Source organism: Desulfurobacterium sp. TC5-1, from assembly GCF_000421485.1.
In the GTDB taxonomy this organism is placed as follows: domain Bacteria; phylum Aquificota; class Aquificia; order Desulfurobacteriales; family Desulfurobacteriaceae; genus Desulfurobacterium_A.
The window spans coordinates 668,387-683,227 of sequence record NZ_ATXC01000001.1; the positions used below are offsets into that span (position 1 = coordinate 668,387).

The following is a 14,841-nucleotide window of genomic DNA, read 5'->3' on the forward strand; positions in this document are numbered from 1 at the left end:
TCCAAGGTTATACAATCTCTCCAAGTTCTTTTAAAGCTTCCTTGAGTAAATCTGGTGAAAGTGCCTTTCCATGCCATTCAGCACGGTTCTCCATGAAAGAGACACCTTTTCCTTTCACAGTCTTTGCAACAATCATCGTAGGCTTGTACTTTACCCTGTCAGCTTCATCAAGAGCCGCTCTTATTTCATCAAAATCGTGTCCGTCTATCTCCATAACATGCCAGCCAAAAGCCTTCCACTTTTCCATTGCCGGATATATAGACATAACCTCATCAACAGGACCATCTATCTGAAGGTTGTTGTTATCAAGAATCACACATAAGTTATCAAGGTTGTAGTGAAATGCTGCCATTGACGCTTCCCAGACGCTTCCCTCCTGGGCTTCACCATCACCGATAACACAATAAATTTTTGAATCAAGACCTGAAAGTTTTGAACCTAAGGCCATTCCAACGGCAGCACCTATTCCAAGACCAAGCGAACCGGTAGAAATCTCTATACCTGGTGTTTTCAACATATCCGGATGTCCCTGAAGGCTGCCATCAATCTTTCTAAACGTCATTAAATTTTCAACAGGAAAGTATCCACACCTTGCAAGAACAGAATAAAGAGCTGGACTGACATGACCTTTAGAAAGAACAAATCTGTCTCTCTCTTCCCAGCGGGGATTATCAGGATTGTGTCTCATCTTGTAGTAATAGAGTGTAACCAAGATATCTGTAACAGACATTGAACCGCCTGGATGGCCTGAATTTGCATTTGTTGTCATTTTTAGAATATCCTTCCTGACCTCCCTTGCAATTACTCTTAATGTACTGTTATCTATATCCCTGTTCCTTTCCATAAAAAACTGAGGCTCAAACCTTATCATTTTTCCTCCTTAAAACCTTCTTCTGTTTCTATTTTCTCAAGCTCTTTTAACACCTGTTCTTTAGCAGTTCCACCTATGATGTTTCTACTTGAAGTGGAACCTTCTACACTCATTAAATTTAAAACATCTCCGTCAAATGCGTCCGAAAACTGTTTAAATTCTTCTATCGTCATTGATTCAAGCGTTTTTTTGTTATCAAGACAGTAAGCAACGATTTCACCAACAATCCTGTGGGCATCCCTAAATGGAACGCCTTTCTTTGCAAGATAGTCCGCAACATCGGTAGCAAGGGAAAAACCTTTTGAGGCCTGAACCTTCATTCTATCTTTTTTGGGCTTCATTCCCTTTACGACCCTTGAGTTTACGGCAAGGGCAAGCTTAACTGTATCTATTGCATCAAATAGAGGTTCTTTATCCTCCTGCAAATCTCTGTTGTAGGTCATCGGAAGCCCTTTAATGATGGTAAGAATAGCCACAAGATCACCGTAAACTCTACCTGTTTTTCCCCTTGTAAGCTCTGAAACATCAGGATTTTTCTTTTGAGGCATTATGGAACTTCCCGTACAGAAAGCATCCGGTAAATCTATAAATCCAAACTCTTCCGTTGACCAGAGAATCAACTCTTCTGAAAGTCTTGAAAGGTGGGCCATTACAAGAGCACAGTTAAAAATCGTTTCAGCAACAAAGTCTCTATCACTTACCGCATCCATGCTGTTTCTTGATACAGAATCAAACCCTAAAAGGGAAGCAGTAAACTCTCTATCAAGGGGATAACTTGTTCCTGCTAAAGCCGCAGAACCAAGAGGCATAACATTTACTCTTTTTAATGTGTCTTTAAAACGCTCCTCATCCCGTTTAAACATCTGATAGTAAGCAAGCATGTGGTGAGCATATAGGACAGGTTGGGCTATCTGAAGGTGCGTATAACCGGGCATAATTACATCAATATATTTCTTTGCCTGAAGATAAAAGGCTTTCCTTAACTTTTTTAAAAGGGAAATAATCTCGTTTATTTCATGCCTTACGTAAAGTCTCACATCTGTGGCAACCTGGTCGTTTCTTGATCTTCCTGTATGCAGCTTACCACCAACAGGACCTATCTTTTCAATAAGCCTCTTTTCTATGTTCATATGAACGTCTTCAAGTTCCTGCTTCCATTCAAACTTTCCCTCTTCTATCTCTCTTAAAATCTCGTTAAGACCATCAACTATTTTTTTTGCTTCTTCCTCTTTGAGTATTCCCTGTTTTGCGAGCATCGTAACGTGAGCGATACTACCTGCAATGTCAAATGGCGCAAGCCTTCTATCGTAAGATACCGATTCCGTGTACTTTTCTACAAGAGCGTCTGTAGACTCCTTAAATCTGCCACCCCACAACTTTTTTTCGCTTTCAGCCATTAAACCTCCTTGTTTATTCGGTTGGTTGTAATTATAATTCAAAAAAGCAAAAAGGAGGATAAAATGCTTGATGAACACGTAAAAGAGGCCCTGACTTTTGATGATGTTCTACTTGTTCCTAACTACTCAGAAGTTTTACCTACGCAGGTTGACGTTTCAACACAGTTAACAAAAAGAATCAGGTTGAACATTCCTATAATGAGTGCCGCCATGGATACCGTTACCGAAGCAGACCTTGCCATCGCAATCGCAAGACAGGGCGGTATAGGTATTATTCACAAAAACATGACAATAGAAGAGCAGGCGGAAGAAGTAGATAGAGTAAAGAGGTCTGAAAGTGGAATGATCGTTAAGCCTGTCACCGTCTCTCCTGAACAGACAATAGCAGATGCTGAAGCCCTTATGAGAAAGTATAAAATATCAGGCCTTCCCGTTACAGATCAAAATGGAAAACTACTCGGTATCATCACAAACAGAGACATAAGGTTTGTCAAAAATTTCACCATAAAAATATCAGAAGTTATGACAAAGGAAGATTTAAAAACCGTTCCCGTTGGAACAACTCTTGAGCAGGCAAAAGAGATTCTTCACAAGTACAAAATTGAAAAGCTCCCTGTAGTTGATGAAAATGGATATCTCAAAGGCTTAATTACTATCAAAGACATTGAAAAGAAAGAAAAGTATCCTCTTGCCAGCAAGGACGAACTCGGAAGATTAATGGTTGGAGCAGCTGTTGGTGTTGGTCCTGACGCACTGGAAAGGGTAACAGCACTCGTTGAAGCCGGTGTTGACATTATCGTAATTGATACCGCCCACGGTCACTCTAAAAAGGTTCTCGAAACAGTAGAAAGGGTAAAAGCAGAATTTCCTGAACTTGACGTAATCGCTGGAAACGTTGCCACAGCAGAAGCAACAGAAGCACTCATTAAGGCAGGTGCCGACGCGGTAAAAGTGGGAATCGGACCCGGTTCAATATGTACTACAAGAATTGTTGCAGGCGTTGGTGTCCCGCAACTTACGGCCGTTGCCGAGTGTGTTAAAGTTGCCGATAAATACGGCATAAGCATCATTGCCGATGGTGGTATAAAATTCTCCGGTGACGTTGCAAAAGCCATAGGAGCCGGAGCAAGAGTTGTAATGATAGGAAGCCTCTTTGCCGGAACAAAAGAGAGCCCGGGCGAACTTATCCTCTATCAGGGAAGAAGTTACAAGGTTTATAGAGGCATGGGGTCTCTCGGTGCAATGAAAAAGGGAAGCAAAGACAGATACTTCCAGTCTGAAGTTGAAGAGAAAAAGCTTGTTCCAGAAGGTATTGAAGGTATGGTTCCATACAGAGGACCTCTTGCTGACACGATCCATCAGCTTGTCGGCGGACTAAAAGCGGGAATGGGATACTGCGGTGCCGCTAACATAGAAGAGATGAGAAAGAAAGCAAGATTTGTTAAGATAACAGCTTCAGGACTTAAGGAGTCTCACGTTCACGATGTAATCATCACAAAAGAAGCTCCAAACTATTGGATTGAAAGATAAAATTATGCCCCCCTCGGGGGCTTCTTCATTCACACGCAGACTCTATTATTTCTACTATTTCATCAGCACTTTCAACATTTGCAACGTAAAACTTTAAATAGTGTCTTTCATCTATGTAAATAGCAAAAACGGTGACTAGTGTAATGACAAAAATTAAAAGAGTAATAGCTCTCTTTATAAGCGTCATTCTAAATGCCACAATCGGTTGTGCTTTTAATTATAACCTCTTGAAATACAATTGAGAATGATTATCTTTTTAAGATAAAATAGTTAAAGGAGGTAAGTATGGCAGAGTTAAACGAAAAGGAAAAGGCCGTTTTTGAATTCATGAAAGAGAAAGGCAAGCCAGTTCGTCCCGGTGACGTTGCAAAAGCGATTGGTATGGAAAGCAAAGAGGTTTCTAAAATCATCAAATCTTTGAGAGAAAAAGGGCTTGTTAACTCACCAAAAAGATGTTACTACGCACCTGTTGAAAGTTAATAGATACATTCAAGGGGATACACTCTGTTTAAAAGATAGATACAGCCGTTCCGCCGGTTTTTTATTAGGGCCGGCGGATCATTCAAATAAGGATCCCTGTAAGGAACGGCAAAAATTGAACTTTCAAGTTTTCTTTTCAACTTATCAGGCAAAACAGTTTCAGCACCTTTAACCGCCACTGTACTTTTACTTTTTCTACCGACGGCTATTCCTTCCCTAACACCAAAACCAGCCATCTGCAAAGCCTTTCTAACAGGTAAAGATGAAGAATATGTGGCAAGTATCCCCCCTTTTCTAACCATTTCAGAAATTTTCTTAAAGAAATCAAAACTCCAGAGTTCTGGATTGACTTTTGGAGAAAAGGGATCGTGAAAAACAACGTCAAAAAAATCTCTATAACTGTCAGAAATTCTTTTTACAACACCTCTTCCTTCACCGATAAAAACTCTAACACCAAGTTCTTTGTCACAATAGTTGAGAGTCAGGAAACCGTCTTCAAAAGAACGATTTCTCAAAAGTTCTTTCAACACCACTTTAAAACCTGACATATCTCCCCAGTCAAGCCGGAGGGAAGCCTTTATAACTTCTATATCTTTTTCAAAACCGATAATCAGAAGGCGCCTTCCAGCTTCAGAAGCAACTTTAACGGCAGATACGGAATTAAAACCGAGGCCAAAGCAAACATCAAGAATTTTTAAATCTCTTTCTCTTAAGGTTTCCCTTACCCTACAGGGCTTTATAAACTTTTCCTCTGCTTCCCTGAAAGCACCTGCTGTTATAGAATGATAAGGCTCTCCATACTCTTCCGAAAAAAAAGTAGGAGAGCCGTCAGCGGTTATTATCTTTTTTATCATTTCACAGTAGCTGTTTTTCTGTGCTTCTTCGTTTTAGATTTGTGAATGGCAGTTTCAAAGACCTTCTCAACTCTATCAACAAAGAGAAGCTTAAGCTGTTTCTTCGCATCTTCCGGCAACTCTTCCATAACTTCCGCCCTGTTCTTGGCGGGAATGATAACGGTTTTTACACCGTACCTTAAAGCAGCAAGAATTTTCTCTTTTAAACCACCAACTGGAAGAACTTTACCACCAAGTGTTATCTCACCTGTCATTGCAACATCTTTTCTTACCTTTCTACCTGTTAAGGCTGAAAGCATTGCAGTAGCTATCGTTATACCGGCAGAAGGACCGTCTTTTGGAATGGCACCTGCAGGCACATGAACATGGATATCTATCTTCGAAAAATCCTTATCTATACCGTAGTCCTGTGCATGTGCCCTAATAAATCCAAGAGCAGCCTGCGCGGACTCTTTCATTACATCACCGAGACGTCCCGTCAGGATAAGCTTACCAGTTCCCGGCGTTACTATCGCCTCTACAAAAAGAACGTCTCCACCGGCGGCCGTCCAGGCAAGACCCGTAACAACTCCCACTTCATCCTCACCAAGTTCCATTTCAGGAATAAATTTCGGAGCGCCTAAAATCTCCTCCACACGCTTCTTTGTAATAACATACTTTTTCTCTTTTCCCTCACTTATCCAGAGGGCAACTTTTCTACAGACCGCTGCTATCTTCCTATCAAGGTTCCTCACACCAGCTTCTTTCGTGTAATGTCTTATTATGTGAATAACAGCATCGTCTCTAAACTGAATATCCTTTGTCGTCAAAGCGTGGTTTTTTATCTGCTTTGGAATTATGTACTTTTTGGCTATGTTAAGTTTTTCTTCTTCCGTGTACCCTGGAATATTTATAACCTCAAGTCTGTCGTAGAGAGGTTCCGGAATGGTATACGGTGTATTTGCAGTAGCTATAAAAAGTACCTCTGAAAGGTCAAAAGGCTGGTTTATATAGTTATCAACAAACTCTTTGTTCTGCTCAGGGTCAAGAACTTCAAGAAGTGCCGCCGCTGGATCACCCCTGAAATCAGAAGACATCTTATCTATCTCATCAAGGAGAATTACCGGATTTTTTGTTCCTGCTTTCCTCAATGCCTGAACAATCTTACCGGGCATAGCACCTACATAGGTTCTCCTGTGACCACGGATTTCCGCCTCATCTCTCACACCACCAAGAGATATCCTCACAAACTTCCTTCCCATAGCTCTTGCAATGGAACGGGCAAGAGATGTTTTACCAACACCTGGCGGTCCAACAAAACAAATGGTTGGCTGCTTCATAGAGTAAGACTTCTTCTTCCTCTTCTTCATAAGAGCTTTTACAGCAAGAAATTCAAGAATTCTATTCTTAACCTTCTCAAGGTCGTAGTGATCCTCATCAAGAATCTTCTTTGCCCTTTCAATATCAAGTTTATCTCTTGAACGTTTTGACCACGGAAGCTCAATCATCCACTCTATATAAGTTCTCAGAACGGCTGCTTCAGCAGATTCCGGATGCATTTTTTCAAGTCTTGAAAGCTCTTTTAAAACAGCTTCCTCAACCTCTTCAGGCATCTTTGCCTTTTTAATCTTTTTTCTGTACTCTTCTATCTCCTTACTCTTCTCTTCTTCTTCACCAAGCTCCTTCCTTATAGCTCTAAGCTGTTGCCTGAGGAAGTATTCCCTCTGCTCTTTTTCCATAGATTCCCGGGCTTTTGTCCTTATCAGTTCTTGAATCTCAAGGACTCTCATTTCGTGTTCAAGCTTCTTGCTTATCTTCTTGAGTCTCTCAACCGGATCAGTAGTAGAAAGAAGGTCTGCAGCCTCCGCGGTATTAAGCTCTATCTGTCCAGCAATGAGATCTGCAAGTCTGCCCGGGTCTTCAATACTCCTTAAAATCGCCACCATATCTGGTGGTATCTGCTTTCCAAGGGCGACAATCCTTTCTATCTGATCCTTTACAAGCTTTATAAGTGCTTCATCTTCTAATTTTTCCGCAACAAATTCTGGTTCTTCTATGTGTTCTACTTCCGCTTCAAAGTGGTCATCTACCACCTCAAGCTCTTTAAGTCTGGCTCTACCAAGGCCCTGAACCAGAATCTTTACTCTGCCGTCAGTCATCTTCATCGCTTTCAGGATAACGGCAACAGTACCTATATCATAAAGATCTTCTCTCTTTGGCTCTTCGATATCTTTATCTTTCTGCGTTGCAAGAAAAATAAGCTTATGCTCTTTTAAAGACTCCTCCACAGCCCTCAATGAAAAAGGTCTTCCAACAAAGAGAGGTGCTATCATCATGGGAAAAACTACAACATCCCTGAGAGGAAGCACCGGAAGCCTGTCAGGAAGCTTTGGCTCATTAACCGGCATAATTCCTTCAGCCATTCTTTTCACCTCTCTCTTTCAGTTTTTCTTCCATATAATTTATGATGGAATCTCTAAGGTCATCTCTCATGAGAGCAAAATCTATCGTTGCTTTCAAAAATCCAAGTTTTGAACCTGTATCGTATCTATTACCTTTCATTACCTTCGCATAAACAGCCTCTCTCATGGAAAGTCTCACTATAGCGTCGGTTAGCTGTATCTCGTTTCCCTTTCCTGGCGGAGTATACCTGAGCATATCAAAGATAGTTGGCGTCAGTATGTATCTTCCTGTAATAGCAAGGTTTGAGGGTGCTTCTGAAACTGCTGGTTTTTCAACAAGCTTGTCAATCTTAATTACATTTTCCTCAACTTCATGCCCGGAAACGATACCGTAATTTGAAACCTCCTCTTCTGGAACATGTTGAACACCAAGAACCGAACACCTATAACGGTCATAAGTTTCCATTAACTGTTTTATGGCAGGCGTTTCAGAAACCATTATGTCATCACCAAGAAGCACGGCGAACGGTTCATTTCCAACCGCTGGCTCTGCCGTCAAAATGGCATGTCCAAGTCCAAGAGGCTCTTTCTGTCTCACGTAAATTATCTCTGCAAGGTTAGTTATTTCTCTCACTATTTTAAGAAGTTCCGTCTTTCCTTTTTTTTCAAGGGCCGTTTCAAGCTCAAAATTACTATCAAAATGATCCTCTATAGCTCTCTTATGTTTACCCGTTACAAAAACAATCTGATTGATACCGGCCTTTACAGCTTCTTCAACAATGTATTGAATAACTGGTTTGTCAACCAGAGGAAGCATCTCCTTCGGCTGTGCCTTTGTAGCTGGAAGAAACCTCGTCCCAAGACCTGCAACAGGGATAACTGCCTTCCTTATCGCTGTCATTTTACCTCCCACTCAAACCGTCTGGCGAATATACATTTTAAATATCTTGACTCCGGTATTTGAAGAACAAACGGATGGTCTTTAGCCTGATAAGTTGTGTAAAGAACCCTGAGGGGCGTTCTCGTGTCAAGAGCTGCCGATAGCAAAATTTCCTCAAGTATAGGTGGAGTAATGTGGTGAGAACAGGAACAGACAACGATCTTTCCACCAGGTTTAAGCATTTTTAATCCTCTAAGGAACAATTCCTTGTAACCTCTCTTTGCCTGTTCTACCACAGTTCTGCTCTTAGCAAAGGCAGGGGGATCTATGACAATAGAATCGAACATTTCACCATCTTTCTGCATCTTCTTTAAGACTTTAAAACAGTCACCCTTCACAAAAGTGAATCTATTGACTACACCGTTTATCTCCGCATTTTCTTTCGCAAGCTCAAGTGCCATCTCAGAACTATCAACGGCAACAACACTTCCTGCCTTACCTATTACAGCTGCATGAATGCCGAATCCTCCCAAGTGGCAGAATGCATCAAGAACCCGATCACCTTCATCGACAAATTCCCTGGCAAAAAGTAGTTTATTTTCTCTCTGATCAAGAAAATATCCAGTTTTCTGACCGCCTATTATCTGAACGCGAAACTTTATCCCGTTTTCGAGTACCGTTACCTTTTCAGGAATTTCACCATAAAGTTTTTGCTCACACAGCGGAAGTCCCTCTAACTCCCTCGTCTGAACGGTTGACTTTTCGTAAATACCCTTCGGTTGTACAACTTCAACTAAAGCTTTCACTACCAGAGGCTTTAAAATTTCCATTCCAAGTGTTGTAAACTGAGCTACAAGATAGCCATCATAACTATCCACAACTAAGCCTGGAAGGTAATCAGCCTCAGAATGTATTAAACGAAACGCCGTAGTTTCATTAGTATCCGAAAGCAGTTTTTTTCTGTAGGCAAAAGCCTCCCGAATTCTCCTGACAAAGAACTCAAGGTCTATTTCCTCATCTTTCCTGTAAGTCAAAACTCTTATAGCTATGTAAGAATCCGGATTTATATATCCTTTGGCGAGAAATGCACCCTTATAATCCCTTACAATGCATATTTCACCGGGTTTTGGTCTCCTTGAAAAAGAGAGAATATCTTTCTTATATATCCAGGGATGAAAGCCCTTTATCCTCTTTTCTCTGCCTCTTTTTATTGAAACCTGTAACATAAACAAACCTCATTGGTAACTTGATGGATTTTGCAACAAACCTTTTAAAGGCTTCATGGTAACTTATGTTACCTGAAATTATATCAGTTGCTACAGTACGAATTTCATCACTCGTTTCCATAATTTTGAACATTGCACCTTTGAATCTAAAAAACAAACGTCTTAGAAAAAGTGCCCATTTAAAATCCGCAGCAAATTTATCAAGAAAACGTGCATAGACAACTAACGCCTCTTGTGGATTGTCGTAATATTTTAAAATACTTTCAGCAGCCCTTTTGCCGCTCAACGCGGCAAAATATATACCTTCACCGGTAAATGGGTCAACAAGAGACGCCGCGTCTCCCGTGAGAAATATCCTGCCTTTTCCAGGATACAATTGTCCATCAAAAACTGGAACAAACGCCCCACCCCTGGAAATCACTTTCCCTTTAATCCTATACTTTTCATTAAACTTCTTATTAACCACTTCCGGGTTTTTCATTTTAACAGTAGAAAAATCACCAAATCCCGTCGTGTAAAAATTTCCTTTCGGAAATATCCAGTAGTATCCTGAATTAAAGTCAGAAAAATCTATAATCGCTGATTCCTTTGTATCAGATTCAATATCCATTTCAAACGTTAAAGCTTTCTTTAAATTTATGCCACAAATTCTTGGCGTTAATCCGTTCACACCGTCACAACCTATAATGAAACGTGCTCTATAAAAACCCTTAGATGTTTCTATTCTATAGCCACCCTTCTCTTCTGTTATAGCCACTACCTTCTCACCGTCATGAACTGCAATACGAGAAATCTTAGAAAACAAAAAGTTGTCAAACTCTTCTCTATCTACAAACAGAACAAAAGGAACATCAGACACCGCTTCAAGAACTGACTCTTTGTTAACAAGATAGATTTTCGTTGCTTTTTTCCTGATTATAGGAGCAACTTCACCGAAAATATCTGTAATAAGGTGGTAACATTTTAATGTTAACCCACCACCGCACAACTTTTTCCTGGGAAAATTAAACGTATCAAAAGCAATAACTTTCAGGCCACTGCCCTCCAAAACTTTAGCAGCACAGCAGCCTGCTACACCAAGCCCTACAATAGCAACGTCGTAGGAATCGTTAATTTTTCCTCCCCTCTATCAAATTCCCCTATAGTCTGATATCAATTTAGCAAATTCACGGAAAAGGTACCTGGAATCGTGAGGACCAGGCGAACTCTCAGGGTGATACTGAACAGTAAAAAGTGGCTTTGACTTATGTTTCAAGCCTTCTACCGTTTTATCGTTAAGACTGTAATGGGTTACCTCAAGTTCGTCAGGAAGCGTTCTATCATCAACAGCAAAACCATGGTTCTGGGCCGTTATCTCTACTTTTCCATTTTTAAGATTTTTAACAGGCTGGTTGGCACCTCTATGTCCAAACTTTAATTTGTAAGTCTTAGCACCCAAAGCAAGAGCTGTAAGCTGGTGGCCAAGACAGATACCAAAAATTGGTTTTTTAAACGTTGCAATGAGGTAACGAATGGTCTCTATCGCATAATCAACAGCCGCCGGATCACCAGGACCACACGATAAGAATATGCCATCAGGATTATACTTAAGAATCTCTTCAGGAGGCGTACTCGCCGGAACAACCACAGGTTTAATACCCACATCCACCAAATTTCTAAGAATGTTCTTTCTTATACCAAAATCAAGAACTACAACGCTGTATTTAAAGTTTTTAACTTCTGAATAACCTTTCTTCTCTAACTTCCACGTTCCCTGACTCCACTCATAAGGCTCTTTACAAGTTACAACATCAACAAGGTTTTGACCTTCCATAGGAGGAATACTTTTGGCCTTTTCTACAAGGGATTCAGGATTTAGATCAACCGTAGAAATTACACCCCTCATCGTACCAACATCTCTCAATCTTTTAACCAGGGCTCTCGTATCTATCTCTGCAATTCCAACAACACCATATTTCCTGAGATAATCTTCAAATGAAAACTCTGCCCGCCAGTTAGAATAAATCTCAGAAATTTCTTTTACTACAAAACCTTCTGCCTGTGGCTTATCAGACTCAATGTCTTCACTGTTAGCACCGACGTTTCCTATCAAAGGACAGGTCATTGTTACTATCTGACCCTTAAAAGAAGGATCCGTCACTATTTCCTGATAACCTGTCATACTGGTCGTAAATACTACTTCACCAGACACCTCACCTTCTGCACCAAAATTAACTCCCTCAAAGTATGTCCCATCTTCAAGAGCAAGAATTGTCTTCTTTCTGTCTAACATAATCTCTCTCCGCAGCATAGATTATAATTGTCACAGTTAGTTTACCAAAATTTACGGAGGAACGATGAAGAAACTACTGCTCATAGTTGCACTTTTAACAGGACTGGCAGTTTACGGCTGTAATATAGAATCCAACAAACCTCTTATAGTTTCAAGTCTTCCGATATGGAAAAATGTTGCAGAATATTTAGCTGGCGGAGATTTCAAATACTATTCCATTTTAAAGGGAGGTGAATCCCCCCACGGATACGAAATGAAACCTTCAGACATCGCCAAGTTAAAAAAGGCAAAACTAATAGTAATTCATGGGCTGGGCCTTGACAATTGGATACTTAAAGGAATCGATAACAGGGAAAAGGTATTTAACATAGGAAAACTCCTCTCAAAAAAGTACCCTTTTATAAAAAAAGCCGGGTATCACATATGGACAAATCCAATTTTAATGGAAGACGTGTATTTCGAAATGGCTAATAAACTCAGCAAGTTCTACCCCGGAAAAAAAACATATTATGAAAAAAGGGCTGACGACTATAGTGCTATGATACAACAGTTAATTTCAAGAGTTAATGAATGCACGGCAAAATTGAAAAATAGAAAAGTTATTGCATTTCACCCCGTATGGGAACCTCTCTTTGAAACTATAAACATCAAATGCATAGGCTATATAGTTAACAATCCTGAAGAAGAACCTAAACCGGAAATCATAAAAGAACTTATCAAAAAAGGAAAAGAGGAAAATGTCAAAATTGTAATAGCCGAAAAGGGTGAACCTCAAACTCTTGTAAATGAAATAGCCTCTGAAATAGGTGCAAAAGTTATCGTGCTAAACCCAATTCCTGACAAAGATTATGTTATAGCTTTAAGTAACTGGTGCAATAAAATATGCACCGCTTTGAAGGAGGTAAACGAACAATGATTCTTATGATAGATAACTACGATTCTTTCACTTACAACATTGTTCAATACTTCGGGACGCTCGGTGCAGATATTACCGTTAAAAGAAACGACAAAATAACGATCGATGAAATTGAAACGTTTAAACCTGAAGCCATTGTAATTTCTCCAGGTCCCTGTACACCTAAAGAAGCGGGTATTTCTGTAGAGGTGATAAAAAGGTTTTCTGGTAAACTGCCGATTTTAGGTATCTGCCTTGGTCATCAATCAATAGGTTATGCATTCGGTGCAAAAATAATAAGAGCGAAGAAACTTATGCACGGCAAAGCTTCCCTGATAAAACATGATGAAAAATATCTTTTTGAAGGAATGAAAAATCCCTTTTCTGCCATTAGATATCACTCCCTTGTAATCGATAGGGGAACTCTCCCTGAAGATTTTATAGTAACGGCAGAAAGTGAAGATGACGGAGAAATTATGGGCATAAGGCACAAACAGTTCCCCTTATTTGGCGTTCAATTTCATCCTGAATCCATTCTTACAGAAGATGGCCTGAAAATCATAGAAAACTTTACTAAACAAATTTAAACGATGAAACTGTACTCCCACATAAAAAAGATTCCTGAGGACTTTGTCGTTGAAGAAGTTCCGGCCTTAAAAGTTGGAAGTGAAGGTGCCTTTGATGTTTTTATTCTTAAAAAGAGGAATGTATCTACTTTGGAAGCAGTCAGGATAATATCAAAACTCTTAAAACTTTCACTTAAATCCATAGGATTTGCAGGATTAAAGGATAAATATGCCGTAACGTCACAGTACATAACGGTGCCTTCAGGGAAAATCACCGAAGAAAAACTATCTTTTTACAACGACGGCAGATGGAGGGTCGGCAAAAGGCAATCTAATTCTTCCTTTGAAATCAAGTTTATTGGAAAATCTAAAAAACCCCTGACTATTGGAAATATCTACGGCAACAAATTTACAATAAAAATTAGAAATTTTGAAAAATCAATGAGGGAAAAATTTTACAGAAACCTTCAAACAGTTAAACTGTACGGATTCCCAAATTATTTTGGAGAACAAAGGTTTGGAAGCGTTAAAAGCAGAGACGACTTCGTTCTAAGGTACATTTTAAAGGGTGACTTTGTGAAGGCTTTAAAGGTTTATTTCTTAGGAAGAGAAAAAATAGATATGCTCACAGATTGGCAGGACATATATAAAGTACTAAAGCCAACACTTGAAGAGTATGAAAAAGATCTACTAAGAGGACTACTAAAAGGGCTTCCTGCAGAAAAAGCTTTCCGAATCCTTCCAAAAAATATAAGAATTATGTTTAACTTCGCTTTTCAAAGCTACCTTTTTAACCGCATTCTTGGCGAATACATATTGAATAAATATCCATACAGACAAGTTCCCTTCATAAACAATTGGAAACTTTACTTTTACTTAGAAGTTACCGACTTTGAATATTTCAAAAACCTGCAGATACCTTATACCGGAAAGGATTTACCGCCGGAAGATTCTCTCCTTAAAAAAGTAATGAAAAAAGTATTTAAAGAAGAAAAAGTTAACTCTTCTGTATTTGACATGGAAATTGCCGGAATGAAAGTAATGACTGATGGTCAAAGAAAAGCTGTTGTTATTCCGGAAAATTTCAAAATAGTTTCAAAAACAAAAAAGGATGTTACCATACAATTTATCTTACCACCGGGAAGCTACGCTACAATTCTTTTGAGAGCACTCCTCTCTGTGTGAGGTGTAAAATGGTCTCCATAGGCTATCTTGAAGTAGAACTTTACATACCCCACAGCCACTCTTTAAAAGAGAAAAGAATGGTAGTCAAACGAATCAAAGAAAGAGTTAAAAATAAGTTTAACGTTGCCATCTGCGAAGCAGAAGCACATGACAAATGGCAAACTGCCGTAATCGCCATTGTATCGGTCTCGACATCATCAAAAAAAGTTGATGAAACACTTGAAAAGGTTGTTGGATTTATAGAAAAACTCTACCCTGGCATGATAAAAAGCTACCACAAAGAACTGATTTAAAATAAGGGGGA

General features: G+C 39.6%; 15 protein-coding genes. 6 read left to right on the top strand and 9 right to left on the bottom strand.

Annotation, left to right across the window (positions count from 1 at the left end):
- Positions 1–7 precede the first annotated feature (7 nt).
- Together H153_RS0103340 and argH are read right to left on the bottom strand one after the other, a co-directional pair.
- Positions 8–871 carry a transketolase gene (locus H153_RS0103340; protein ID WP_022846730.1) on the bottom strand — a complete coding sequence of 288 codons (864 nt, stop codon included), beginning with the start codon at positions 869–871 and terminating at the stop codon, positions 8–10.
- The gene (gene argH / locus H153_RS0103345) at positions 868–2,268 is read right to left on the bottom strand and encodes an argininosuccinate lyase (protein ID WP_022846731.1); all 1,401 of its coding nucleotides are present in this window, start codon (positions 2,266–2,268) and stop codon (positions 868–870) included. Before argH ends, H153_RS0103340 begins: the two co-directional genes overlap by 4 nt.
- A gap of 63 nt (positions 2,269–2,331) precedes the next feature.
- Here argH and guaB point away from each other — a divergent pair, with 63 nt between their 5' ends.
- Positions 2,332–3,798, top strand: coding sequence for an IMP dehydrogenase (guaB, locus tag H153_RS0103350; RefSeq protein WP_022846732.1), 1,467 nt, complete (start codon positions 2,332–2,334; stop codon positions 3,796–3,798).
- Between the two features lie 25 nt (positions 3,799–3,823).
- Here the strand turns inward: guaB and H153_RS10140 are convergent, their stop codons facing one another.
- A complete protein-coding gene (locus H153_RS10140) occupies positions 3,824–3,985 on the bottom strand; it encodes a hypothetical protein (protein WP_155883401.1) in 162 nt (53 codons plus the stop codon).
- Positions 3,986–4,083: 98 nt separating this feature from the next.
- On the opposite strand from H153_RS10140, the gene H153_RS0103360 reads away from it, so the two are divergent.
- Positions 4,084–4,278, top strand: coding sequence for a hypothetical protein (locus tag H153_RS0103360; RefSeq protein WP_022846734.1), 195 nt, complete (start codon positions 4,084–4,086; stop codon positions 4,276–4,278).
- On the opposite strand, the gene H153_RS0103365 is transcribed toward H153_RS0103360, so the two are convergent.
- The 6 genes from H153_RS0103365 to carA are packed head-to-tail and all read right to left on the bottom strand — an operon-like array spanning position 4,275 to position 11,891.
- Positions 4,275–5,132, bottom strand: a complete 858-nt coding sequence (locus tag H153_RS0103365) for an MnmC family methyltransferase (protein ID WP_022846735.1) — start codon at positions 5,130–5,132, stop codon at positions 4,275–4,277. The genes H153_RS0103360 and H153_RS0103365 overlap by 4 nt on opposite strands.
- The gene (lon, locus tag H153_RS0103370) at positions 5,129–7,534 is read right to left on the bottom strand and encodes an endopeptidase La (RefSeq protein ID WP_022846736.1); all 2,406 of its coding nucleotides are present in this window, start codon (positions 7,532–7,534) and stop codon (positions 5,129–5,131) included. Before lon ends, H153_RS0103365 begins: the two co-directional genes overlap by 4 nt.
- Positions 7,527–8,414 (bottom strand): UTP--glucose-1-phosphate uridylyltransferase GalU, encoded by an 888-nt coding sequence (galU, locus tag H153_RS0103375; protein ID WP_022846737.1) that lies wholly within the window; start codon positions 8,412–8,414, stop codon positions 7,527–7,529. Before galU ends, lon begins: the two co-directional genes overlap by 8 nt.
- Positions 8,411–9,619, bottom strand: a complete 1,209-nt coding sequence (locus H153_RS0103380; protein WP_022846738.1) for a class I SAM-dependent rRNA methyltransferase — start codon at positions 9,617–9,619, stop codon at positions 8,411–8,413. Before H153_RS0103380 ends, galU begins: the two co-directional genes overlap by 4 nt.
- Positions 9,552–10,733 (bottom strand): NAD(P)/FAD-dependent oxidoreductase, encoded by a 1,182-nt coding sequence (locus H153_RS0103385; RefSeq protein WP_081638811.1) that lies wholly within the window; start codon positions 10,731–10,733, stop codon positions 9,552–9,554. The genes H153_RS0103380 and H153_RS0103385 overlap by 68 nt, the downstream gene beginning before the upstream one ends.
- Before the next feature lie 15 nt (positions 10,734–10,748).
- Entirely contained in the window at positions 10,749–11,891 is a 1,143-nt protein-coding gene (gene carA, locus H153_RS0103390) for a glutamine-hydrolyzing carbamoyl-phosphate synthase small subunit (protein ID WP_022846740.1), read from the bottom strand.
- Between the two features lie 64 nt (positions 11,892–11,955).
- Here carA and H153_RS0103395 point away from each other — a divergent pair, with 64 nt between their 5' ends.
- The 4 genes from H153_RS0103395 to H153_RS0103410 are packed head-to-tail and all read left to right on the top strand — an operon-like array spanning position 11,956 to position 14,830.
- On the top strand, positions 11,956–12,807 hold the full coding sequence (locus H153_RS0103395) for a metal ABC transporter substrate-binding protein (RefSeq protein ID WP_022846741.1): 852 nt from the start codon (positions 11,956–11,958) through the stop codon (positions 12,805–12,807).
- Positions 12,804–13,373, top strand: a complete 570-nt coding sequence (locus H153_RS0103400; protein WP_022846742.1) for an aminodeoxychorismate/anthranilate synthase component II — start codon at positions 12,804–12,806, stop codon at positions 13,371–13,373. The genes H153_RS0103395 and H153_RS0103400 overlap by 4 nt, the downstream gene beginning before the upstream one ends.
- A 3-nt stretch (positions 13,374–13,376) precedes the next feature.
- Complete coding sequence (gene truD, locus H153_RS0103405) at positions 13,377–14,537, top strand: tRNA pseudouridine(13) synthase TruD (protein ID WP_022846743.1); 1,161 nt, start codon at positions 13,377–13,379, stop codon at positions 14,535–14,537.
- Between the two features lie 8 nt (positions 14,538–14,545).
- Entirely contained in the window at positions 14,546–14,830 is a 285-nt protein-coding gene (locus H153_RS0103410) for a DUF503 domain-containing protein (RefSeq protein WP_022846744.1), read from the top strand.
- The last annotated feature ends 11 nt before the right edge of the window (positions 14,831–14,841 follow it).

Coding starts and splice junctions, on each gene's coding strand:
- H153_RS0103400 (WP_022846742.1), top strand. CDS start 12,804: ATGATTCTTATGATAGATAACTACGATTCTTTCACTTACAACATTGTT.
- H153_RS10140 (WP_155883401.1), bottom strand. CDS start 3,985: ATGACGCTTATAAAGAGAGCTATTACTCTTTTAATTTTTGTCATTACA.
- argH (WP_022846731.1), bottom strand. CDS start 2,268: ATGGCTGAAAGCGAAAAAAAGTTGTGGGGTGGCAGATTTAAGGAGTCT.
- guaB (WP_022846732.1), top strand. CDS start 2,332: ATGCTTGATGAACACGTAAAAGAGGCCCTGACTTTTGATGATGTTCTA.
- lon (WP_022846736.1), bottom strand. CDS start 7,534: ATGGCTGAAGGAATTATGCCGGTTAATGAGCCAAAGCTTCCTGACAGG.
- H153_RS0103340 (WP_022846730.1), bottom strand. CDS start 871: ATGATAAGGTTTGAGCCTCAGTTTTTTATGGAAAGGAACAGGGATATA.
- carA (WP_022846740.1), bottom strand. CDS start 11,891: ATGTTAGACAGAAAGAAGACAATTCTTGCTCTTGAAGATGGGACATAC.
- H153_RS0103395 (WP_022846741.1), top strand. CDS start 11,956: ATGAAGAAACTACTGCTCATAGTTGCACTTTTAACAGGACTGGCAGTT.
- H153_RS0103410 (WP_022846744.1), top strand. CDS start 14,546: ATGGTCTCCATAGGCTATCTTGAAGTAGAACTTTACATACCCCACAGC.
- H153_RS0103365 (WP_022846735.1), bottom strand. CDS start 5,132: ATGATAAAAAAGATAATAACCGCTGACGGCTCTCCTACTTTTTTTTCG.
- galU (WP_022846737.1), bottom strand. CDS start 8,414: ATGACAGCGATAAGGAAGGCAGTTATCCCTGTTGCAGGTCTTGGGACG.
- H153_RS0103360 (WP_022846734.1), top strand. CDS start 4,084: ATGGCAGAGTTAAACGAAAAGGAAAAGGCCGTTTTTGAATTCATGAAA.
- H153_RS0103380 (WP_022846738.1), bottom strand. CDS start 9,619: ATGTTACAGGTTTCAATAAAAAGAGGCAGAGAAAAGAGGATAAAGGGC.
- truD (WP_022846743.1), top strand. CDS start 13,377: ATGAAACTGTACTCCCACATAAAAAAGATTCCTGAGGACTTTGTCGTT.